Annotated in this window: 22 protein-coding genes; 13 read left to right on the top strand and 9 right to left on the bottom strand. The window is 49.4% G+C overall.

Annotated elements, in window-relative coordinates; translation table 11 throughout:
* Positions 1-24: 24 nt before the first annotated feature.
* The gene (locus AYW76_RS09635) at positions 25-501 is read right to left on the bottom strand and encodes a DUF3015 family protein (RefSeq protein WP_067093823.1); all 477 of its coding nucleotides are present in this window, start codon (positions 499-501) and stop codon (positions 25-27) included.
* A gap of 131 nt (positions 502-632) precedes the next feature.
* Positions 633-1,916 carry an MATE family efflux transporter gene (locus AYW76_RS09630; protein ID WP_067219259.1) on the bottom strand — a complete coding sequence of 428 codons (1,284 nt, stop codon included), beginning with the start codon at positions 1,914-1,916 and terminating at the stop codon, positions 633-635.
* Positions 1,917-2,319: 403 nt separating this feature from the next.
* Between AYW76_RS09630 and AYW76_RS09625 the strand changes: the two genes are divergently transcribed.
* Both AYW76_RS09625 and AYW76_RS09620 read left to right on the top strand, forming a co-directional pair.
* On the top strand, positions 2,320-2,520 hold the full coding sequence (locus tag AYW76_RS09625; RefSeq protein WP_067219092.1) for a hypothetical protein: 201 nt from the start codon (positions 2,320-2,322) through the stop codon (positions 2,518-2,520).
* Positions 2,513-2,950 (top strand): group II truncated hemoglobin, encoded by a 438-nt coding sequence (locus tag AYW76_RS09620; protein ID WP_067219088.1) that lies wholly within the window; start codon positions 2,513-2,515, stop codon positions 2,948-2,950. Before AYW76_RS09625 ends, AYW76_RS09620 begins: the two co-directional genes overlap by 8 nt.
* Positions 2,951-2,971: 21 nt before the next feature.
* On the opposite strand, the gene norR is transcribed toward AYW76_RS09620, so the two are convergent.
* Positions 2,972-4,543, bottom strand: coding sequence for a nitric oxide reductase transcriptional regulator NorR (gene norR, locus AYW76_RS09615; RefSeq protein WP_067219086.1), 1,572 nt, complete (start codon positions 4,541-4,543; stop codon positions 2,972-2,974).
* A 231-nt stretch (positions 4,544-4,774) separates the two neighbouring features.
* Between norR and hmpA the strand changes: the two genes are divergently transcribed.
* Positions 4,775-5,968, top strand: a complete 1,194-nt coding sequence (gene hmpA, locus AYW76_RS09610; RefSeq protein ID WP_067219082.1) for an NO-inducible flavohemoprotein — start codon at positions 4,775-4,777, stop codon at positions 5,966-5,968.
* 78 nt (positions 5,969-6,046) lie between these two features.
* On the opposite strand, the gene AYW76_RS09605 is transcribed toward hmpA, so the two are convergent.
* The 4 genes from AYW76_RS09605 to AYW76_RS09590 form a co-directional block, all read right to left on the bottom strand.
* A complete protein-coding gene (locus AYW76_RS09605) occupies positions 6,047-7,210 on the bottom strand; it encodes a GNAT family N-acetyltransferase (protein ID WP_067219078.1) in 1,164 nt (387 codons plus the stop codon).
* Positions 7,211-7,331: 121 nt separating this feature from the next.
* Positions 7,332-8,132 carry a shikimate dehydrogenase gene (aroE, locus tag AYW76_RS09600; protein ID WP_067035344.1) on the bottom strand — a complete coding sequence of 267 codons (801 nt, stop codon included), beginning with the start codon at positions 8,130-8,132 and terminating at the stop codon, positions 7,332-7,334.
* A gap of 39 nt (positions 8,133-8,171) precedes the next feature.
* Positions 8,172-9,098: an oxygen-dependent coproporphyrinogen oxidase gene (gene hemF, locus AYW76_RS09595; RefSeq protein WP_407943007.1), complete on the bottom strand. Its 927-nt coding sequence runs from the start codon at positions 9,096-9,098 to the stop codon at positions 8,172-8,174.
* 84 nt (positions 9,099-9,182) lie between these two features.
* A complete protein-coding gene (locus AYW76_RS09590; protein WP_082866181.1) occupies positions 9,183-9,785 on the bottom strand; it encodes a TetR/AcrR family transcriptional regulator in 603 nt (200 codons plus the stop codon).
* A gap of 159 nt (positions 9,786-9,944) precedes the next feature.
* On the opposite strand from AYW76_RS09590, the gene AYW76_RS09585 reads away from it, so the two are divergent.
* The 10 genes from AYW76_RS09585 to AYW76_RS09540 all read left to right on the top strand — a co-directional run bounded on the left by AYW76_RS09585 (position 9,945) and on the right by AYW76_RS09540 (position 20,435).
* Positions 9,945-11,795: a DUF3413 domain-containing protein gene (locus tag AYW76_RS09585; RefSeq protein WP_197467800.1), complete on the top strand. Its 1,851-nt coding sequence runs from the start codon at positions 9,945-9,947 to the stop codon at positions 11,793-11,795.
* 365 nt (positions 11,796-12,160) lie between these two features.
* Positions 12,161-12,967: a transporter substrate-binding domain-containing protein gene (locus tag AYW76_RS09580; protein ID WP_067219072.1), complete on the top strand. Its 807-nt coding sequence runs from the start codon at positions 12,161-12,163 to the stop codon at positions 12,965-12,967.
* A 57-nt stretch (positions 12,968-13,024) separates the two neighbouring features.
* The gene (locus AYW76_RS09575; RefSeq protein WP_067219068.1) at positions 13,025-13,687 is read left to right on the top strand and encodes an amino acid ABC transporter permease; all 663 of its coding nucleotides are present in this window, start codon (positions 13,025-13,027) and stop codon (positions 13,685-13,687) included.
* A 10-nt stretch (positions 13,688-13,697) separates the two neighbouring features.
* Complete coding sequence (locus tag AYW76_RS09570) at positions 13,698-14,360, top strand: amino acid ABC transporter permease (RefSeq protein WP_067219065.1); 663 nt, start codon at positions 13,698-13,700, stop codon at positions 14,358-14,360.
* Positions 14,357-15,079, top strand: coding sequence for an amino acid ABC transporter ATP-binding protein (locus AYW76_RS09565; RefSeq protein ID WP_067219061.1), 723 nt, complete (start codon positions 14,357-14,359; stop codon positions 15,077-15,079). Before AYW76_RS09570 ends, AYW76_RS09565 begins: the two co-directional genes overlap by 4 nt.
* Before the next feature lie 66 nt (positions 15,080-15,145).
* Positions 15,146-16,108: a dihydrodipicolinate synthase family protein gene (locus AYW76_RS09560; RefSeq protein ID WP_067219058.1), complete on the top strand. Its 963-nt coding sequence runs from the start codon at positions 15,146-15,148 to the stop codon at positions 16,106-16,108.
* Positions 16,096-17,031, top strand: coding sequence for a 4-hydroxyproline epimerase (locus AYW76_RS09555; RefSeq protein WP_067219055.1), 936 nt, complete (start codon positions 16,096-16,098; stop codon positions 17,029-17,031). The genes AYW76_RS09560 and AYW76_RS09555 overlap by 13 nt, the downstream gene beginning before the upstream one ends.
* A complete protein-coding gene (locus AYW76_RS09550) occupies positions 17,028-18,278 on the top strand; it encodes an NAD(P)/FAD-dependent oxidoreductase (protein WP_067219052.1) in 1,251 nt (416 codons plus the stop codon). Before AYW76_RS09555 ends, AYW76_RS09550 begins: the two co-directional genes overlap by 4 nt.
* 27 nt (positions 18,279-18,305) lie before the next feature.
* The gene (locus AYW76_RS09545; protein ID WP_067219049.1) at positions 18,306-19,331 is read left to right on the top strand and encodes a trans-3-hydroxy-L-proline dehydratase; all 1,026 of its coding nucleotides are present in this window, start codon (positions 18,306-18,308) and stop codon (positions 19,329-19,331) included.
* Between the two features lie 81 nt (positions 19,332-19,412).
* On the top strand, positions 19,413-20,435 hold the full coding sequence (locus AYW76_RS09540; protein ID WP_067219045.1) for an Ldh family oxidoreductase: 1,023 nt from the start codon (positions 19,413-19,415) through the stop codon (positions 20,433-20,435).
* 118 nt (positions 20,436-20,553) lie between these two features.
* Here AYW76_RS09540 and AYW76_RS09535 read toward each other — a convergent pair whose 3' ends face one another.
* On the bottom strand, positions 20,554-22,074 hold the full coding sequence (locus tag AYW76_RS09535; RefSeq protein WP_067219042.1) for an aldehyde dehydrogenase (NADP(+)): 1,521 nt from the start codon (positions 22,072-22,074) through the stop codon (positions 20,554-20,556).
* 193 nt (positions 22,075-22,267) lie between these two features.
* Entirely contained in the window at positions 22,268-22,948 is a 681-nt protein-coding gene (locus AYW76_RS09530; RefSeq protein WP_067219039.1) for a GntR family transcriptional regulator, read from the bottom strand.
* Positions 22,949-23,194: the final 246 nt, after the last annotated feature.

Below are 23,194 nucleotides of genomic sequence, written 5' to 3'. Positions count from 1 at the left end.
TTAAAGAAAATTCAAATAATTACCTTAGGCGCCACAAGTTGCTGCATTTGCAGTCAATGCAGTGTAGTAAGCTTCTGATTTAGCACTAACAGACAGTCCTTGATAACTTGGCTGAGCCACCTGATCCGCCACGTCGATACGAACATTTGATAAAATAGCGGTAAAGTCTTCTTCACGACAATCCATCATGCCTAACATTGCAGTAACGTACTCACCTTCACCTTTAGCTGTCTCTTCTAGCACATTGTTAAAGCTCTTTTGAATAAACATAGCTGTTTGTATACGCTTACCTTCACAAGAGTCTTCAGATGTGACTTTTGAAGAAACAGCTGTTGTTCCTAAATCCCAAATGATGTTTGAGATAGCTGCTGCAGTCCCATTGTCATCAAAAATCATTGCACCGATACCACAATGTTTCCAAGGATTGATGTTATCTTGTGCAAGAGCTTGAGTAGATGCCAAAGCGGCTGTTGCTAAAATCGCTGCAGAAACTAATTTCATGAAATTTTCCCTAAATATATAGTTAAGATTTAACAATTCAAATCATTATGAATTGCTAGCAAGATACAAAAGCCTCTTTGTTATGGCAATATAAAGTCTGTAATTTTGTAAGAATTATTCACGATATTGCGTTAATTAAACCAAACACCATTTCTCATATTCCGACGATAACACCACCAAAGTGTGATCGCGCGGGCGACAAAGAACACCGCCATACTGAACCATAAGCCATGGTTGCCGAACCCTTGGGTGACAAACCACAATGGAAAGAAGATGCCTAGAACACTGGCGATCATGGTGTTTTGCATCTGTTTCACACTGGTCGTGCCGATGAAAATACCATCGAGCATATACGACCAAATACCCAACAGAGGGAAAGCGATTAACCAAGGCAGGTACAGTTTGGCGTCAGCGCGAACAGATTCAACATTGGTCAGTAAATCAATGATCATGCCGCCAAAAGCGCTAAAAATCAGCATCAAGAGTACAGCAGCGAGCAGTGCCCAATAGGTTGATAGACGTATCACCTTTTGAAACAGCGCTTTTTGCTTACGGCCGAGAGACTCGCCACACAGCGCTTCCACGGAAAAAGCAAAGCCATCCAAAGCATTGGAGATAATCATTAGAAAGGTCAGCAACACCGCGTTGGCCGCTAGGACCGAGTCCCCTAGGCGAGCCCCTTGCGCGGTAAAGAAGCTCATCACGGTAAGCAGTAAAATCGTGCGCACAAACAAATAACGATTCACTTGTATCAATTCGATATAAGTACGCCATTTCGATAAGTCGATTAACGGCACATGACCGTCAAAACGTCGTAATTGTTTCGCCGCGAAGAATAACGCCACCATAACGCCCAAGTAATGAGACGCTACGGTCGCCCAAGCGACGCCAACACTGGCCATGTCCCACTGATACACCGCCACGTAATCCAATACCATATTGGCAATGTTGATCACCAACAGCATCCAAAGAGGCCCTTTAGAATATTGCACGCCAAAGAACCATCCCATGAGCGCATAACCCGCCAACACGGCAGGCGCACTGTAAATACGCGCTTCACAATAGGCTCTCGCCCAAGGCTCTAATTCAGCACTGGGTGCCATAAAGTAGAGGGCAAGCTCAATGATTGGGGTTTGCAGCAGAATCAGCAGCAAGCCGAGTCCCACGCCCATGGTAATGGACTGCAATAACAATGCTCGAACTTGGCGGCCATCCTCTCGGCCGAGCGCTTGCGCGGTCAATCCGGTGGAGCCCATACGCAAAAAGCCAAACGCCCAGAATAGAAAACTAAAAATGCTCGCGCCAATGGCAACAGCGCCAAGATGTACGGCCGTCCCTAGATGACCCACGACCGCCGTATCCACCAATCCCAATAGAGGCGTGGTGATATTGGCAACCATCGGCGGCCAAGCCATGCGCCAAATTTTTAGGTTCAATTCACCGTCTTTTTGAAAGCGCTTTATAAGATGTTGATAAAACAATACAAGCCTCAACAATAGGTCATCTGTGGATATCCACTCATTGTGGATAAGTGGTTGTTTTATGCACTGCCAAAGAAAAATATTCACTTGTGGACATAACAGCACTTTATACACAAAACAGGGAATACTAGAAAGTTTTCAACTGCAAGCTAGGGAAATAAACACCATTTATACCCACAATCCACTCTTTGAATTTGTTTATCCACAAAACAAACCGCTCATCTTGTATCGCAAGGCAAACATATTGACTTCTGGATAAGTGGGTGTTTTTTCCACAATTTGCTTTAAAATAGTCGGTATTTTGCTAAACTCAGCGTCGAAAAATTTGGGGAATTTTATGAAAAAAGCACTAAAACCTGTTCTTGAAGGCCTCGCCGTTGGCTGTGTCTTTGTCAGCATTACCATGTTGTTTGATATTCCAATGTACATGAGTTTAGTCATTGGCGCTTTAGCGGCGTTAGGCGGTTACCGCAACTCCATCAAAATGGACAAAGCGAAAGCGGACAAAGCAGCCGCTGCGGAACAAAAACATGACTGAAGCGACTAAAACAAGCGTATACGGTGAAGGCGATGCTACCTTACAAGCCATGGGTGGCTTAGAAGGGTTGACCAAACTGGTGCATAACTTTTACCGCATTATGGCTGAAGTACCCACTTACCGTCCGCTGTACGACATGCATCCGCAACCCATTGAGACTTCGATTGATAAGCTCATCTTGTTTTTGCATGGTTGGTTGGGTGGTGAACGTCTGTATGCAAAGAAATACGGTCAAATCGCACTGCCGCGTGCCCATGCGCACCTGAAGATCAACGATCACGAACGCTTAGTTTGGCTAAACTGCATGTCGGATGCGATCAGTGATTTAGGCTACCCTGAAGACCTACGTGAATACTTAGTATCCGCATTTAGCGTGCCAGCTGGGCGTATTCAACAAGTCAGCCAAGCAACGCACGCCGCACAATCTTAATCCCCTCTAATGAGCAGCGTATCAACTGCGCTGCTTAGTGATTTCGATACCCAAGCGCTTCGCTAAACGCACTAAGTTTGCTCTATCCATGGACAACAAGCGTGCGGCTTGCGACCAGTTTAACTGTGATTGATCAAGCGCCCGTTGAATCAAACGACGTTGATAAGCTTCTGTGACCTGTTTCAAATCGAGTGTTTCAACTGCATCCTTTTCATCCTCGCTTATCGCGGGCGTATCCCAAGGTTCAGGCTCCGCTATAAACGCATCCAGGTCACTCAAATGCGTCACGTCAATGCAGGTAATCCCTTGATTTGTATGTTGTTTGGCTAACAACGCCGCACGCGAGAGTACGTGTTCTAGCTCCCTGACATTGCCTGGCCATGGATACTGCTGCAATTGCTGACGTGCTGATGCACTGAGGGTAATTTGCTGTAAGCCAAACTTGCGACGCAGTTGTTCGGCAAAAAATCCTGCCAACAAGAGTACATCGCCCTGACGCTCTCGCAATGGCGGCACTGTAATCGGAAACACACTCAAACGGTGGTACAAATCGGCTCGAAAACGCTTTTCGCCGACTTCTTGTTTTAAGTTACGATTGGTCGCCGCAACTATGCGGACATCGACGTACTCGACAGTATCTTTCCCCACGGCTTGAATTTCTTGGTTTTGGATGGCTCTCAGCAAGCTCCCCTGTGCTTCGAGTGGCAGCTCACCAATTTCATCCAAAAATAGGGTGCCGCCATTGGCCAGCGTAAACTTGCCCGTTCGATCCCGATCCGCGCCAGTAAACGCCCCCTTCACATGACCAAACAGCTCACTTTCAATCAAGCTTTCCGGAATGGCCGCACAATTGACGTACACCATCGGCGCTTGGGCACGTTTCGAGAGTCGATGCAGCGTTCGCGCCGCCAGTTCCTTGCCGACACCGGTTTCACCTTCAATCAATACCGCAAGATCGGCGGGCGCGACCAGTTCAAGATTTTGTCGAAGGGTTTGCATACTCTGACTGTTGCCAACCATATCACTGCCTTCTTTGAGCAGCGCTTCTTCGTTTAATTCGACAAGTAGGTTTTGCGCATGCTTCGATTTCTGCTCAAGGCGATCCAACAACATGGCCGTGTTAAGGCTCATCGCCGCCATCGTCGCGACAATGTCCAGTGCCCGTGAATCAATGTCATCAAAGACCCCCGGGGTCATGCTGTCGAGCGTCACTACACCCAGTAGCTTCCCTTGAACATACAGAGGAATCCCCATACAAGCATGCACAGGCAGACCGTCATCGTGTCCGGCGACCATGCCATCATAAGGGTCAGGCAGTGTACTGCCGGTCGGAAAGCGTACCGGCTGATACGAGTCACAGATGGCCGCGAAGCGTGGGTGCTCAGCAATCACAAAACGACGACCCATCACATCATCCACTAAGCCTTGTTGCGCCAGCGGCTGAAGATGTTCACCTTGATGCACAAGCAACACCACGGCATCGCTTTCAATGGTGGCACGCACCGCACGAATTAGCCGCTCAAAGCGATCTTCAAGCGTGACAGAGCTGGCAAGATCTAAGGCAAAACGGAGCAGATTATCGCTGGCAATCATAGAGTTCTCACTGATTCGTTCTTGTATATGTCATATTGACCTATTTAAAGCATAATGACATATCTTAAAAAGAGTCAAATTGACATAAATCAGATTTATTGAATTTATTAACCTTATGATTTTTAAGGAAAATTAAAACTGGCACTGTTTTCGCAATAGATCTAGGTAATTGTTATGAAAATTGCTCAGTCAATCGAGCTTATTACCTTGAGCGTTCTTAGGAGCCTATTTATGTTATCGCAAACTCATATCGACACCGTCAAAGCTACTATCCCAGTCTTAGCGTCTGCTGGTACTGCTATCACCGATCATTTTTACAAGCGTATGTTCACACACAACCCTGAGCTTAAAGACGTGTTCAATATGTCGCATCAAGCCACTGGCCGCCAACCAGCGGCTTTGTTTAATGCCATTGCCGCGTACGCGACACACATCGATAACTTAGAAGTATTGACGGGCGCCGTGATGCGAATTGCTCACAAGCACACCAGTTTTAACATTCAGCCTAATCAATACCCAATCGTCGGCCATCACTTAATCGAAACACTACGTGAATTACTGGGCGATGCGTTCACACCAGACATCGAAGAAGCATGGGGGGCAGCGTACCAACAACTGGCGGATCTGTTTATTCAGATTGAAGGTGATTTATACAAAGCCAATGCGGCGAAGCAGGGTGGTTGGGATGACTTCCGTACTTTCCGCGTTGCCAAAAAACACCCTGAATCTGAGTTGGTGACAAGTTTTGTGCTCGAGCCAACGGATGGCGCTGCGGTGGTCGATTACGTTCCCGGCCAATACTTGGGCATTAAGTTACATCCAAGTAATCATGAATTCGATGAAATCCGTCAATACAGCCTTTCTACGGCCCCAAATGGCAAAAGCTACCGCATTAGCGTGAAACGCGAGCTGAGCGATGTGAAAAATGGTGTGGTATCGAACTATCTACACGAAAGTGTTCAAGAAGGCGATGAAGTTGCATTAATGCCACCAGCCGGTGACTTCCATTACCAAGAGCGCGAACGTCCAGTCGTTCTGATCTCAGCAGGGGTGGGTTTAACCCCAATGAACGCAATGCTGGATACGCTGGCGGCACAAGGCAGTAAAAACCCTGTTTTCTACCTACACGCATGCCGTAACCCTCAACAACACTCATTCGCCGAGCATGTTGCCAGCTTAGCGGATACGTTAGCACTGACTTACTACACTTGGTATGAAACCGATGCGCCTGAGAACACTGATCATGTGTTAGCCGGCCAAATGCAACTGGCACAAGTGGCTGAAGTACTGCCGCTAGCAGAGGGTGACTTCTACTTATGTGGTCCTGTAGGTTTTATGATGTTCGTCAAAGAACAGCTGCTAAGCCTTGGCGTGAGCGAAGATCGCATTCATTACGAAGTGTTTGGTCCGCATCAAAGCTTTTAAGAAAAAGCCAATGTAGTACCGCGGTTTCCGCGGGAATGGCTTCAATTCAGAAGCTTAATCCCTTGCGCAGCGAGGTTTCTACTGGTTAGGGGATTTAAACGGCAGTAACGCGTGGGTATCTTGATAGTAGCCACGCACGGCTTCGGCTTCTTCTTTGCAGAAGTGGCCGATCGCGTCACGAAAGCCTGGGTTGTCGATGTAGTGAATGCTGTGGCTAAAGACAGGTTCAAAGCCACGGGCGATTTTGTGTTCCCCTTGAGTGCCTGGATCAAAATGCTGTAACCCTTTTTCGATGCAGAACTCGATGCCTTGGTAGTAACAGGCTTCGAAGTGCAAGCAATCAAATTCCTCGATACAACCCCAATAACGGCCATAAAGTGAGTAATCGTCGAAGAAACACCATGATGCGCCTACTGGCTGATCGCCTTTATACGCCAATACCAATAGAATTTGATCTGCCATGGTATCGACCAATTGCAGGAAGAAGGCTTCGGTTAAATAACCTGTCTGACCGCGTTTAGCGTAGGTACTCTGATAGCAAGCATAAAAGAACTGTATCTCTTCTGAGGTTAACTCCGAACCCAGTTTACGGGTTAAATGCAGCCCTTGTTGAACAATCTTATCGCGCTCTTTTCGGGCGCTTTTACGTTTGCGGCTGGAGAAATGGCTAAAGTAGTCCTCCATGGACTGGTAGCCCTTGTTAAACCAATGGAACTGACAGGAGACGCGATGTAAGTATTCATCAGATTGCCCTAAGTGTTTGGCAAGATGCTCGCGACAAAACAGTAAGTGCCAGCTGGAGAACTGACGATCTTGGTTGGCTTGCGTCAGTAGCGGCGCCAGCGCTGCATACATAGACACGTATTCTTCAGAGCGGCCACTCGGATCTAGATGCGTAAACAGACGCGGGCCAGTCACAGGCGAATAGGGAACCGCCCAAATGCGCTTGGGATAATAGGGGTAGCCATAGCGCTCATAGGCTTCGGCCCATGACCAATCAAACACAAACTCGCCTTGCGAATGCGTTTTCAAAAACGTCGGTGCGATCGCAACCGGGCTTCCATCGTCCTCCATAACCAGCAGGTATTCTGGATACCAACCTGTTCCATCACCCAGGCAGTTGTGCGCTTCTAATGCTTGATAAAAGGCGTATTGGGCAAATGGATAAGAAGTCTCACCAATGGCTTCTTGCCACCGGTGGTAGCCTATGTCCGCTACCGACGCAAACCATTGTGCTTTCATGACACCTCCGAAATGAAGTTATTTATTGTGACTTAGCCATCATCTCCGAGTCGACTAAACAGCACATCCCTGTGCCGTTTAGTCAGTGCGAGGTGAGTTTATGATTTTAAAACTGAAAGCCTTACATCTCAGCGCGAAGTTTCTCAATCACGGGAGCTTGCTCTGGGCGTTTATGAAGCCATAAAAAGAACGCTTCTGCGGCTTGCCCAACCAACATACCAAGACCGTCCGCGCCTTGCGCACCACGGGCAAAGGCCCATTGCATAAAGACCGTCGGTTCAGCACCGTACACCATATCGTACACCCAGGTTTTATCGCTCACGAGGCTGTCTTTTAGTGGCGGTAGTTCGCCCCCTAAGCTAGCCGACGAGCCATTGACAATGATATCAAACGGCCCTTCAAGGTCATCATAGCTTGAGTAATCGCAACTGAACTGCAATGCCAACTCTTCCGCCTTGGCCACCGTACGGTTTGCAATGGTAATAATGTCGGGATTTTGCGCCATCATCGGACCCAAGACTCCGCGTACCGCACCGCCTGCGCCCAACACCAAGATACGCTTATCTTTGAGCGGTTGCTCAAGTACTTTGACAATGTCTCGTACCATGCCAGCGCCATCTGTGTTGTCACCGTATAACTCACCGTTTTTGCCCATCATCAAGGTGTTCACAGCACCGGCTTGTTCGGCGCGTTTGCTCAGTTTGTCACACATATCAAAAGCACGCTGTTTAAACGGCACGGTGACATTTAAGCCTAGGCCGCCGTCAGCAAAGAAGTCACGCACTTGCTGCTCGAAGCCTTCTAAGTCGCCCAGAATTTTAGTGTAATTCACGGACAATTCTGTTTGTGCGGCAAAAGCATGATGAATATCTGGAGACTTGCTGTGTTCTATTGGATTACCAATTACTGCGAGCTGTTCCACTGTACACCCCAATCATTGATCTAGTTATGCTTATGAAAATTAGGCGCGACCTAGCCAATCGCGACCCGTTAAGTAGTAATCCGTTAATGCAGCTTCTGGGCTGCCTGCTTCTGGCTCATAGCCGTAAGTCCATTTCACTTCTGGTGGCAAAGACATCAGTATTGATTCTGTGCGCCCCGCGCCACTTTGCAAACCAAAGTGCGTGCCACGGTCAAATACTAAGTTAAATTCTACATAGCGACCACGACGATGTAATTGAAAATCGCGTTCATGTTCGCCAAATGGCGTATTTTGATGTTTCGCTAAGATCGGTTCGTACGCTTCAATGTAGCCATCACCGACGGCTTGCATGAGAGCAAAGCTTTCATCGAACGGTAACTCATTGAAATCATCAAAGAAAAGACCACCAATGCCGCGGTGCTCTTGGCGATGTTTTAGGAAGAAATATTCGTCACACCACGCTTTAAAGCGGTCGTAATAGTGTTCGCCAAATGGCGCTAACGAGTCGAACGCTTGTTGGTGCCATTGGATACAGTCTTCATCATCGCCATAATAAGGGGTCAGATCAAAACCTCCACCAAACCACCAAACCGGGTCTAAGCCTTCTTTGTGAACAACGAATAAACGGACATTGGCGTGCGATGTGGGGGCGTAAGGATTACGCGGATGAATAACAAGCGAAACGCCCATGGCTTCAAAGCTACCACCGGCCAGTTCTGGACGATCGGCCGTTGCTGACGGCGGGAGTTTATCACCACGAACGTGGGAAAAGTTAACGCCCCCTTTTTCGATCACTTCACCTGACAGCACTCGAGTGCGGCCCATGCCGCCGGTGTCACGCTGCCACGCATCTTCATGGAAACGAGCACTGGGTTCAAATACTTCCAGACGCTGACAAATGCGATCTTGCAGGCCCATCAAATACGCTTTGACGGTGTTGATCTTATCCTCGGTTAATGCGCTCACAATTTGGCTCCAATCCGTATGACATAAATTGGAGCCATTCTAGCATTGTTCAGCGCGTACACTGAACGCTCTCGCTGGATAAGATTAAATGCGATCGACGAGGTTACGCCATGGGGCAACCGCTTGTTCAAAGCACTCTGACTGACCGGTAGCACGTACCAGCACCGAGGCACCATGCATGCTGGCCAAGATTTGGCTGGCATATTGGCGGGATTCTTCGGTCGGCATCCATTCTTTTTTCATATACGAGATAACCGTAGCGAGCCAGTCGTACTTCATTTCATAAAATTCAGACATGGCTTCCAATGTTGCCTCGTCGAGTAGACTTTTCTCCACCGCCAAGACCGTACAAAGGCTGACGTACTCTTCGTCAATCACTTGCAGCTTAAAATCGTCAATAAACTTATTCAGTGCTTTCTGCGCGGCTTGACGTTTTTTCTTCGGTAATACCAAGCGCTCGGCGTAATCATCTCTATAGCGGCGCATGACCGCTGTGCATAGATCACCTTTGGTCGGGAAATGATAATGCACACTGGCACTTTTAATCCCCACTACAGCCGCTAAATCACGAAAGCTCATAGCCTTGTAACCTTGCTTTAGCATGGCCTCAAGTGCCGCATCAAGAATCGCTATCTTGGTCGTATTAACCGCTTTGTTTGGCGCTTCCAACTTTGACTTCATATCCATCGTGCGTATCCATGTTTAAAACTAATCAATTGATAGATCTATTTTTAACCTATCGCTACGTCAGACGCTATAGGGAAATATGGAGAGACAGTTTAAATGAAACTTTATGAGCAGATGCTACAATGCGCTGTTTTTTTTATTTTGAGCGAAAAATATTGTATGAAACACCTTGATTACCAACCCATGCGATCCATCAGCTGGAGCTTAAGACTGGGTTTTGTCTGCTTAGCATTTGGTTATTTAATTGCTTTACGTTATCTTGCTGGCGTAGCGTGGCCTGACTCCTTTCTTGGTGCTGTTTATCTGACAACCGCTTTTGTCGGGCATTTCGCCTTCTTAGCGCTCATCGCTTGGTGCAGCGTCATCTTGCCCACGGCGTTAATTATCCCCAATCTGAAACTCGCCAAGGTTCTGATCACGCTTGAACTGGGCGCGTTACTCTTGCTTCTTATTGTGGACACCTTTGTATTCCAACAATACCGCTTTCACCTAAACATGTTTCTCTGGAAACTGATTCTTAATGATACCAATAATGAGATCTTCGCTTTTTCCAATACAATGAAGGCCTTGGCTGTGATGGCCATTGCGTTGGTAATGGCGATATTGTTCTTTATCGGTCAAAAGCTCGCACAGCCCAAAAAATCATGGCCACATGTACGCCTCATCTCAGCACTTTTGGTAGTCTATTTAAGCGCAAACCTCATTCATATCTGGGCCGATGCTCAATATATTCAAAGTCTCACGCGCTATAATCGCAATCTGCCCGTCTATTACCCAGCGACCGCGACCAAGTTTATGGCGAAACATGGCTGGCTCAATGAAGAGGCGCAACAAGCCAATGCTTCGTTGTCGATGAATAAACAAAATGCCAGTATTCAATACCCGCTGAATCCGCTGCGAGCGGCCCCATTAACAGCACCGATGAATGTCCTGATTATCGCGGTGGACTCTTGGCGTGCCGATGAAATGAACGCAGAAGTGTCGCCAAACATTTGGGATTTCTCGCAAAGAAGCATGCGCTATAACGCGCACTTTAGCGGAAGTAATTCGACACGCGCTGGGATATTTTCGCTGTTTTACGGTTTACCCAGTGTTTACTGGGATGCCATGTTTGCCAACAAACAAGGCCCCGTACTAATACAACAGCTCAAAGACAACGACTATCAATTTGGCGTATTTACCGCCGCGACCCTAACTAACCCAGAGTTTGACCGTACTGTATTTCGCGACGTCGATAACTTGCGTCTAACCTCTGAAGGCGATACCCCTATTGCGCGAGACATTGATCTCACAGAGGATTGGCTACAATGGATCGATCAACATCAACAACAAGGCGCTGATAAACCTTTCTTCGGTTTCTTATTCTACGATGCCCCTCATGGCTACTCGATAGATGACTCATTGCCTGCGCCATTCTTGCCAGAAGAAGACATTAACTATCTGGTACTGGATAATGATTATGATCCCACCTTGATCCGTAACCGCTATCGCAATGCCGTTTACCAAGATGACAAATTGATCGGGCAAGTCCTCAGCGACTTGCAAGATAAACAGTTGTTAGACAACACCATTGTCATCATTACCGGCGACCATGGGCAAGAGTTTAATGATACTAAGCACAACTACTGGGGGCACAATAGCAACTTTGCGGCCCCTCAAACCCATGTCCCCTTTATCATGCACTGGCCTGGGCAAACAGCAAATGAAATCGCTGTAGAGACCTCTCACTTTGATATCGTACCAACACTATTGCATCGCGCTTTGAGTGTGACTAGCCCTGAACGAGACTACTCTATGGGTGGTAACTTACTCGCTCCAGTACAGAAGAACTGGCGCCTAGCGGGTAGCTACAGCTCTTTTGCGGTGATTTCTGAAGGGCTTATTATCGTCTCCAGTTTAGACGGATCCATGCACATCTATAATGAAAACATGGATGAGGTCTCTTCCGCTGCACTGGACTATAGTGTGTTATCAAAAGCTATGGACGAAATGAAGCGCTTTTATAAATAATCGAATTTCTATCTGTACAGGGACGTACTAACACAAATATTTACTCCCCCTTGAGCTTCCTCTTTTTAAATCGCTTGTTTTTTTAAACCTACTCTTTTTCAACCTTTCAACAGAATCTAACTTCAGATTTTGATCAGCAGCTCATGAAAGATCATGAGGTGAAATACTCTTAAAGTCAGACAACATAAAGCCATTCTTTTTAAAATAACATAAGTTATTGATATATATTGATTTTATAATTCAGCCTTAGTTCACGATCGTATTTTTTGAACAATTTTCACCCATCTTTATTGACGCCCCTATGCGCCAAGTGTATTTTGGATACAAAATACACTTCTAATAAAAAACATAGAGGAACACAGACAATGAAATGGCCATTAACATCGTTCATCGCCGCAGCAAGCATTTTGGTATCAACTCAAGCCAGCGCTGACACCCTAGACAATGTCGTCGATCGCGGCACCCTTCGCTGTGGCGTCGTATTAGACTTCCCCCCAATTGGCTATCGCGATGCCAACAATCAACCCGCCGGTTTTGATGTGGAATATTGCCAAGATTTGGCGAAATCACTGGAAGTGGAAGCGGAAATTATGCCGGTGACGTGGTCAGAGCGTTTACCAGTCATTGCCACGGGGCGCGCAGACGTCGTTTTCGGCGCCACCTCTGACACCTTAGCGCGAGCGCGTACGGTTGGCTTCAGCATTCCTTACGCTGTCTATTTCTCCCAAGGGGTGATCAACGCAGACAGCGGAATTGAGTCTTTTGAAGACATTCGCGGCAAACGTGTTGCCGCGGCATTAGGCACCATGCCAGAACAAGAATGGCTGAAAATCGCAGAGCAATGGGACGAGACCCATTCTTACCAGAGCTATCAGTCTGAAAACGAAGTCTTTTTGGCCGTTGCGCAAGGCAAAGCCGACATTGGTTTAACCACTAATACGGCGGTCAAAGCCATCACAGAACAGTATGACAGTCTCGACCCAGGCCCTCGCATGCCTTGGACACCAGATTACACGTCCATTGTCGGCAAGCGCCAAGACGTGACGTGGCTAAACTACCTCAACCTGTTTGTCACTCACCAAGTACGTTCTGGTCGTTACGATGAATTATGGAGCAAGTATGTTGGTGCCGAACAGTCGCCTGAACTGCGTATTCCAGGCGTGTTGTACTAACCGCTGATGATCGAACGCGCCTTACCTAATCGGTAGGGCGCTAAATGAGGTAGCTCTATGTTTGATTACAATTTCCATTGGCGCCCGGTACTGAAAACGCTGCCAGATCTTATTCAGGCAGGGTTGACGACACTTGAGGTCGCCTCTCTGTCTATGCTGATCGGCATTGTTTTAGGTCTTTGCTTAGCGTTGATGCGAATGAACATGACAGGGCCTTTAAAATGGTTCGCCGTGTCTTGGATTGAGCTGGCACGTAACACGCCCGCGTTATTTCAACTGTTCTTTTTTGGCTTCGGTTTAGGTGCCATCGGCATCAACTTAACGCCTTATACCATTATCTTAACCGGCCTCAGTTTTAACTGCGCAGGTTACTTAGCCGAAAACTTTCGCGGCGGTTTTCAAGCCGTTCCCGACACACAGCTTAAGGCCGCACGCTGTTTGGGTATGAATGCGTGGCAAGCGTACACCCGTATTGTTATTCCGCAAGTTTTTAGGGTGGTGTATCACCCCATTACGAACCAGATGGTTTGGGCGGTCTTAATGTCTTCCCTTGGTATGTTGATCGGCTTTCGAGAGCTCAGCGGCGAAACCCAGTTTTTCGCTAGTCGAACCTTCCGCATCTTTGAATACTTTGCGGTCACAGCGGTGCTGTATTACATCATCGTTAAGATTGTTCTAGCGGCCAGTCGTTTACTAGCAATGCGATTGTTCCGCTATTAGGAGAGCCATAATGCAAGAGTCTATGAGTTTCTTTACCGGCTTTGGCCTAAACGATCTTTGGTTTTTGGGGGAAGCGGCTTTAAAAACCCTTTGGATTTCCGTCCTCTCGATCTCCATCGGCACCCTATTGGGTACTTTTTTTGGCTGGTTACTGCATGAAGGCAAATGGGTGGCGACGTTTACCATTGCCCCCATTTTAGATGTCTTTCGATCTGTACCCTTAATCATTCAGTTGGTGCTGTTCTATAACTTTGCGCCGATTATTGGCTTAAATTTTGATCCGTTCGCCTCTGGCGTAGTGATTTTAACGTTGTACACGGCAGCGTTGGTCGCCAGTGTGGCGCGCGGTGGTATTGAGTCTGTACCGCCATCGATGCGTCGCGCGTCGCGTTCACTGGGCATGAGTTACTGGCAAGACTTGTTTCATGTCGTGTTGCCCATCGGTGGCCGTGCGGTTTTTCCTGCATGGGTCGGCGTGGTACTGGGCGTTATGAAAGACAGCGCTTTGGTGTCCGTACTGGGCTATGTTGAGCTGCTTAAAGCCAGCCAAGTGCTGATTACACGCACCCAAGAGCCCTTATTGATCCTCGCTATAGCTGGTGCATTTTATTTTGCCCTGTCTTACCCCATTTCACGCTACGCACACAAGTTTGAACAAAGGTGGTCTAAATGATTCAAGTTCGCGGCCTACATAAACATTTTGGTGATCTTCATGTACTAAAAGGGATCGACTTAGACGTAAATAAAGGCGAAGTATTGTCTGTTATCGGTTCTTCCGGTTCAGGAAAGTCCACTCTGTTGTACTGTCTCAACAGCTTAGAGCAGATCCAAAAGGGCAGCGTGCACGTCGACGGTATCGATGTGCACGCCAAACAAACCGACGTAAACAAGCTGCGTCAAAAATTGGGCATGGTATTCCAACAATGGAACAGTTTTCCGCATCTGACCGTCTTGGAAAATGTGGCTTTAGCGCCGCGTATTGTGTCGGGAAAATCAAAAGAAGAGGCCTACGCCATGGCCGAAAAGCAACTCAAACACGTGGGTCTGGGCGATAAGCTCAAAAATTATCCCTCGTCTTTGTCAGGTGGCCAACAGCAACGTCTGGCGATCGCCCGTGCTCTGGCGATGGAACCAGAATACATGCTTTTTGATGAAGCGACCTCGGCACTCGATCCCGAAAAAGTCGGTGAAGTACTCGACACCATGCGTCTGCTCGCAGAAGAAGGCATGACCATGATTTGTGTGACCCACGAAATGGGCTTTGCGAAAGAAGTCTCAGACCGTGTGGCGTACTTTCACGAAGGCATCATGGAAGAAATCGGCCCACCAGAGCAAATCTTTCAAGCGCCACAATCTGAGCACACACGCAAATTTTTAGCGAATGTGCTTTAACACCAAAACGCAATATTTGAGTGCTCTCACTCCCCCTAACCAGCGAAAATTATAAGGTAAATGATCATGAACAAAGATGTATTCAATGGCGTAATGCCCGCTCTAATGACGCCTTGCAAAGCCGACCGTACCCCCGATTACGATGCGTTGGTTAAAAAAGGCCATGAGATGATTGCCGCAGGCATGTCTGCCGTCGTCTACTGTGGGTCGATGGGTGACTGGCCATTGTTGACCGATGCAGAACGGATGGAAGGTGTAGAACGCCTTGTCAACGCAGGAATTCCCGTCGTTGTCGGTACCGGAGCCATCAATTCCAAGTCGGCTGTGGCGCACGCGGCCCATGCTCAAAAAGTGGGGGCAGCAGGGTTAATGGTTATCCCGCGTGTTTTATCTCGCGGTGCTTCAGTCACCGCCCAGCGTCACCACTTTAAAGCCATTCTGGAAGCGGCGCCCGATGTGCCTGCGATCATTTATAACAGCCCAGTCTATGGCTTTTCTACGCGCGCTGATTTGTTCTTCAGCTTACGCGCAGAGCATGCCAACCTAATCGGTTTCAAAGAATTTGGCGGCGCCGAAGACATGCGCTATGCCGCCGAAAATATCACCTCAAAAGACGATGATGTGCTATTAATGGTGGGCGTCGATACCGCTGTTTTCCACGGTTTTGTGAACTGTGGAGCCGTCGGTGCGATCACAGGTATTGGTACTGCGTTGCCAAAAGAAGTGCTGTTGTTAGCCAATTTATCTCGCAAAGCTGTAGCAGGCAGCGCTGAAGCGCGCACTCGGGCACTGGAGTTGGAATCTGCATTCAATGTGTTGGCAAGCTTCGACGAAGGGCCAGAGCTGGTTCTGTTCTTTAAATACCTACTCGAATTGAATGGTGAAGAAGAATACCGCTTACACTTTAATGAAACGGATGCTTTAGACGATGCGCAACGTCACTACTGTGAGCAACAGTATGCATTGTTCAAAGCATGGTTTGCCGACTGGTGCCAACAAGGTGGAGTTATTACAGAATGCTTAAAGTAGTCGATAGCCATACAGAAGGCGAACCGACCCGCGTGGTACTAGAAGGAGGCCCTGATCTTGGATCAGGGCCTTTGTCTGAGCGGGCGCAGCGGCTTGCCACAGAACATACCGATTTTTACCGATCTCTAGTGGTGGAGCCTTACGGCCAAGAAGCCATGGTGGGCGCATTGCTCGTGGAGCCCACCGATCCAAGCTGCGTCACAGGGGTCATTTATTTCGATGCCGCCGCGGTCATTGGCATGTGTGGCCATGGCACGATTGGCTTAGCCGCCACGTTAGCGCATCTGGGCAAAATAGGCGTTGGGCGGCATCGAATTGAAACTCCTGTTGGCGTTGTCGAAGTGACCTTAACCGACTGCAACACCGTTACCGTGCAGAACATCGAGAGTTACCGCTTTAAGCAAGGCGTCGAATTAGAGGTAGAAGGCGTTGGAAAGGTAATCGGCGACATTGCCTACGGTGGTAACTGGTTCTTCATTGTTGACGACAGCCCCGTGCCGGTATTACCCAGCAACTTACGCACTTTGACAGAGGTGGGTATTAAGGTGCGTGAACACCTCTATGCCCAGGCCATCGAGGGCGAACACGGTGGGGTCATTGACCATATTATATTTTATGGTCCCGCATTAAACGCTCACGGCCACAGCCGAAATTTTGTGCTCTGTCCAGACAACGCCTACGATCGTTCGCCTTGTGGTACTGGCAGTTCCGCACGCTTAGCGTGTCTGGCCGCCGACCAGCGTTTGGCACCAGGGGAAGACATCTATCAAGAGAGTACGATTGGAAGTGGCTACACCTTGAGCTATCAGCCTGGGCACTCTGGCCGCGTTATCCCCTCGATTACAGGTCAGGCCTTTGTGACTCGAGAAGCCAATATCCTAAGTCATCCTTCGGACCCATTACGCCACGGAGTCTCGCTATGACTGCACAGCCATACGACGTTGTCGTGATTGGCGCGGGCATTATTGGTATCAGTGCTGCGCTTAAGCTGCAGCAAAAAGGCAAGCACGTACTGGTGCTGGACAGTAAAGGCGTTGCCGCGGACACTTCTGCGGGCAACGCGGGGGCCTTTGCCTTTGCCGACGTCATTCCTCTGGCTACACCTGGGGTCATGCGCAAAGCGCCAAAATGGTTATTGGACCCATTGGGGCCATTGTCTATCCGACCCGCGTACGCGCTTAAAATACTGCCTTGGATGATGCATTTTTGGCGTGCAAGCTGGACCGACAGATACCAACAAGCCCTCACAGCTCAAGCACAGCTGATGGCATTGTCGAAGGCGGCCCTTGAACGCCAAATTGATTCAGTTGACGGCCAGCATTTGATCCGTCATGAAGGGCAGCTGCAACTCTATGAAGGTGAAGCGGAATTCAATGCTGCCTTGCCCAGCTGGCAAACACGTAAAGCGCACGGCGTAGCATTTGAGCTGCTCGAAAGCGCCGAAGCCATTGCCAACATTCAACCAGGGATCGATCCGCGCTTTACGCACGCAGGCTTCACGCCCGAGTGGAAAAACGTTGTGCATCCAAAAGTGTGGACCGAACACTTGGCCAACCACTTTCAATCTCTGGGCGGCACCCTCACTCTCGACACCGTTCAATCTATCGAATTGTCAGTGGATCACGTACGAGTGGTCGCTGCGCAGCGTACTTATCAAGCCGAGCACATAGTACTGGCAACAGGGGCATGGTCGAAAACCCTCGCCGCACAGCTAGGTGACAGAGTGCCTCTGGATACCGAGCGTGGGTACAATACTACCTTGCCAGCGGGCGCATTCGACTTAAAAACGCACATTACTTTTAGCAACCACGGCTTTGTGGTCACCAAAGCGGGGGAGGGCATCCGTGTCGGAGGGGCCGTCGAGCTGGGCGGATTAGCGCTGGCACCCAATTATAAACGCTCCGATATTTTATTGGCTAAAGCGGCGCAATTCTTACCGTCCTTAAAAACGGATCAAGGGGTACAGTGGATGGGGTTTCGCCCGTCAATGCCAGACAGTTTACCCGTCATCAGCTATGCCAGTTGCTCTAAACGCGTCATTTACGCGTTTGGTCATGGCCACCTTGGGTTAACCCAGTCCGCCGGCACCGCTGAACTTATTCTGGCGCTTGTGCAGGGCAAAATGCCGAGTATTTCTGTCACTCCTTATCGAGTGCAACGCTTTCAATAATCCTTTTTGCCATGTGAGGTACCGTATATGCGCAGTGTTAAAACCATTCATGTAATTTCCGCTCACGCTGAAGGCGAAGTAGGCGATGTCATTGTCGGAGGGGTTACGCCGCCTCCGGGTGACACGCTTTGGGCGCAGCGAACCCACATTGCAAACGATCAAACCTTACGCAATTTTGTGCTTAACGAGCCACGTGGTGGCGTCTTTCGTCATGTTAATCTGCTCGTACCGCCAAAACATCCAGACGCCGATGCTGCCTTTATTATCATGGAGCCGGAAGATACACCGCCGATGTCAGGCTCTAACTCCATCTGTGTAGCAACCGTATTACTCGACAGCGGTATTCTGCCAATGCAGGAGCCCTACACAGACCTAACGCTGGAAGCACCCGGTGGCTTGGTGCATATTCGAGCGGAGTGTCGCGCGGGCAAAGCCCAGCGCATATTCGTCAATAATGTCCCCTGCTTTGCCGCAGAGCTAAACGTTCCCCTACAAGTCGAGGGCTTGGGCACGATCTACGTGGATACGGCTTATGGGGGCGACAGCTTTGTCATGGTGGACGCCGACAAACTTGGCTATGGTCTAATCCCCAGTGAAGCCAAAGATCTGGCGCAATTAGGCGTCAAAATCACCCAAGCAGCCAATGCCCAGCTCCGCTTTCAGCACCCGACCAATCCAGAATGGACCCACTTTTCCTTTTGTGGCTTTTGCGGGCCATTGGAAACCACCGAAAATGGGTACCGAAGCCGATCTGCGGTGGCCATTCAACCGGGTAAAATCGACCGTTCACCAACGGGAACCGCTGTCTCTGCACGCATGGCGTTACTGCATGCCAGAGGCTTGTTACAACCCGGTCAGCAGCTGGAAGCCCATTCTATTATGGGGTCGACGTTTACCGGCACATTGTACGACGTGACCGAGTTAGCCGGCAAAGCCGCGATTATTCCGCAAATCAGTGGTCGCGGCTGGATCACCGGCACTCATCAGCACATGCTCGATCCAGACGACCCTTGGCCTGATGGGTACAAACTAAGCGATACCTGGGGCGCGTGACCTCACACATGACCAACACGACAACCAACACAGCTAATTAACCGCCCCCAGCGACACAGGGCGTCACACAGTGGAGACAATATGAGCGAACACATCACCTTGAGCTTAGAAGATGTCCGCGACCTAAGTGAGTCTATACTCAGCGACAATGGGTTTAATTCGGCGCATGCTCAGGCCATTACCGACATTATTTACACCAATCAGTTAGGCGACTGCCACTCACATGGCCTTTACCGCCTGTTTATGTGCACAGAAAGCATTCGCTCTGGACGCGTCAGCGGTACAGCAGAACCCACCATTGTGGACGCAGGGCCTGCGGTTGTTCGCGCCGATGCAAACGATGGCATCTCACTGCTGGCCATGAAAGCGGCCATGCCACTGTTGATTGAGAAGGCGAAGAAAAATGGGGTGGCGGCGCTTGCCATCAACCGCTGTTTTCATTTTTCAGCTCTGTGGCCAGAGGTTGAAATGCTGTCGGAAGCAGGCTTAGCCGGTATGGCCATGCTGCCCAGCCACGCTTGGGTCGCACCGGCGGGAGGCAAGCGCGGCTTACTCGGCACGAACCCTTTTGCTTTTAGCTGGCCGCGTCACAACCAAGCACCTTTTACCTTTGATTTTGCTACCAGCCAATTCGCTCGGGGCGAGATCGAACTCTACCGTCGTGCCGGTAAACCCTTACCTGAAGGCGTTGCCATCGATCAAAACGGGCAACCCACCACCGATGCTGAAGCCGCTCTGAACGGTGCCATGTTGACATTTGGTGGCCACAAAGGCTCAGCATTATCCCTGATGATTGAGTTGATGGCGGGCCCCTTGATCGATGACCTAACCAGCAAGGAAAGCATGGACGCTGCTGGGGGCAAGCCCGAAGCGCCGTATCACGGCGAGATCATTCTGGCATTCGACCCAAATATGCTCAGTGGCGGGCGTGCAGCACAAAATAGTGAGCGAGCCGAACGCCTTTTTGCGGATGTAATTGACCAAGGTGCGCGTTTACCGTCGCAACGTCGCCAAGCCGCTCAAGCGTATAATACTCAGCGCCAAGCCGTGGAGATTCCACAGGCTCTCTACAACGATTTACAACAACTTAAAACGTCACCTTAAAACAGATTAACGGATACAGTGCGCTATTTGCTCTCAAAAAGTAGGTTTGGAAGGGGCAAACAAAAAGCGGTGTGGGATATCCCACACCGCTTTTTTTACGCCAACTGACTGCTGCTCGTTACCTCAAGTCGCTGGGTAACAATGCTTCAGGGATGTCCTGGAAGCACACCGGGCGCAGGAATCGACGGATCGCCATGGTGCCAACAGAAGTCGCGCCAAAGTTTGTTGACGCTGGGTAAGGGCCGCCGTGAACCATGCTGTCGCAGACTTCAACGCCCGTAGGAAAGGCATTGGCGAGTACGCGGCCAGCTTTGCGGGTTAGCACTGGCATAAACTCACGTGCCGCATCTAAATCGGCATCGTCAAGCTGTAGAGTACACGTTAGCTGGCCTTCTAAGCCTTGTGCCACACGCAGCATCTCGTCTAGGTTGCTGGCGATCACCACCACACCCAATGGCCCAAAAACTTCTTCTGACAAGTCTTTATTGGTCAGCCATTCTTGCGCCGTGGTAGCATATAAGTAGGGGGTTGCGTCGCGCAGATTGCACTGAGTACTGAGCACTTCATGTACCCCTGCACTCGCGGCCATACGCTGCTGACCTTGTCGGTAAGCGTCTGCAATGCCCTCTGTCAACATTATTTGGGAAGGTACAGATGCCAGTGCTTGCGCAGCCACAGATACAAACTCATCGCTGTCTGTTCCCGCTAGCAGCACTGCGACCCCAGGGTTGGTACAAAATTGTCCGGCACCCATGGTCAGCGAGGCCGCCCAACCTTTGGCGAGCTCAACACCTCGGTTCGACACCGCTTGAGGGAACAAGAACATCGGGTTAATAGAGCCCAACTCACCAAAGAAAGGGATCGGCTCTGGGCGGGCCGCACACAGATCGTATAAAGCACGGCCGCCACGTAAGGAACCGGTAAAACCAACCGCTTTAATTAGGGGGTGCTCGACCAGCGCTTTACCCACGTCAAACGATTCACCACTGTCTTGGATGACGCTGACCGTTCCAGCGGGCATATCACAGCGAACAATAGCGGCCAGTAGAGCTTCTGCGACAATTTCTGCTGTGCCAGGGTGAGCGGGATGACCTTTCACTACCACTGGACAGCCCGCCGCTAATGCCGACGCGGTATCGCCACCGGCGGTTGAAAAGGCTAATGGAAAGTTCGAAGCCCCAAACACAGCAACCGGGCCAATAGGGCACTGCATCATGCGCAAATCTGCCCGCGCTAAGGGGGTTCGGTCAGGCAACGCGTCATCATGGCGACGATCTAAGTAGTCGGCATCTAAAATATGCTGAGCAAATAAGCGCAATTGCCCGCAGGTGCGGCCACGCTCGCCTTGCAGGCGGGCTTCAGGCAGGCCGGTTTCAGAAGTACCAATGGCGGTAATCGCGTCGGCGCGCGCGTCAATTTCCTCAGCAATGGCGTTTAAAAACGCCGCCCGCTGTTCACGGGTGGTCGTACTGTAGGCATAGAAGGCCGCTTCAGCGGCGTCTACTGCGGCATTGACCTGTGCGGTGTTGCCTTTGGCAAACGAAAAAGCGTCTCCGTGAGCAGGAGACGACTGAAACTGCGATTCTGAGCTGACCCATTGACCGGCAATGAGATGGTGACCGTGGGGCGTGAAAGTCATGTGGTTCGCACTCCAATAATTATAATGTATTTTGTATCCATTTTATTGTTCACTATTTTACCAGCGCTGACAAGGGCCACTTTTGAGAATTCCTAAATAGGCTTTGCAACGCAAAGAGCCTACGCTGATGTCTCAGTGTAGGCTCTTTATAAGGTCAGGGAGTTCGGCACGGCTCACGCCCGCTAAGGGCTTATTATGACCCGTTTGCTTGGCGATTTTCTTTGATAAGTTCAATCACTTGGTTCTTAGTGTTGACTAGGTGAGAGCGCAGTTGCTCGGTTGCCCCAACGATGTCGCGCTTACGCGCACTGTACAGGAGCGCATGATGATCACGGCTGGCATCATCACGATGATCAAGCTTATCTATGTGCATGCTGACATAACGATCTGCTTGTAAGGTCACCCGTTCAAGCAAATTTTCCGTCAGGTGTCGGGCGGCCGCTTCATACAATCGACCATGGTATTCGGTGTTTAAAGGGCCCCAATCGGCGACATTACCCAGTCTGTACGAATTATCCATTTCTTCTAGAACTTGTTCACAAGCCGTAAAGTGCGCCTCTGTCATGTTCGGGATGGCACGAGCAAATAAGTCTACTTCCAACAAGGTGCGCACATCAAAGATCTCCGCTATTTCCTCCAGGGAGTGTTTGGTCACCGTGGCGCCACGATTGTTTTTAAAGACGAGCAAGCCCTCTGCATCTAGACGCTTTAGTGCTTCCCGTACGGGCATACGAGAGACATCGTATTCCTCCGCTAACAATTCCTGACGGATTAGAGCGCCTTCTTCCAAGTTCCCTGAAAGGATGCGCTTACGTAGATCTGCAACAATCACATCAGGCAGGCTTTGTCTTACAACTGCACGCTTTGGGGCCAAAAGGTGTCTCCTTTCATTATCATTCTGACAGGTAATAAATCGATTATACCTAATAATACGTCGAACAACGCTAGTGTTCTGATTGGGTGTCACCAGAGTATTTACTCTTTTCTTCATTATGGTTTCATTTTTCTTAAGCAAATACTGCCCTAATAAAGCGCTATATTGAAACCAGCCGTAGGAATCGACCCTACAGAAGTCACCAAGCGTTCAAGTTAAAAGCTTAAACGCACTACCTCACTATGA

The sequence above is a fragment of the Marinomonas gallaica genome, assembly GCF_001639745.1.
Taxonomy (GTDB): domain Bacteria; phylum Pseudomonadota; class Gammaproteobacteria; order Pseudomonadales; family Marinomonadaceae; genus Marinomonas; species Marinomonas gallaica.
This window is presented reverse-complemented; position numbering and strand designations above follow the sequence as displayed.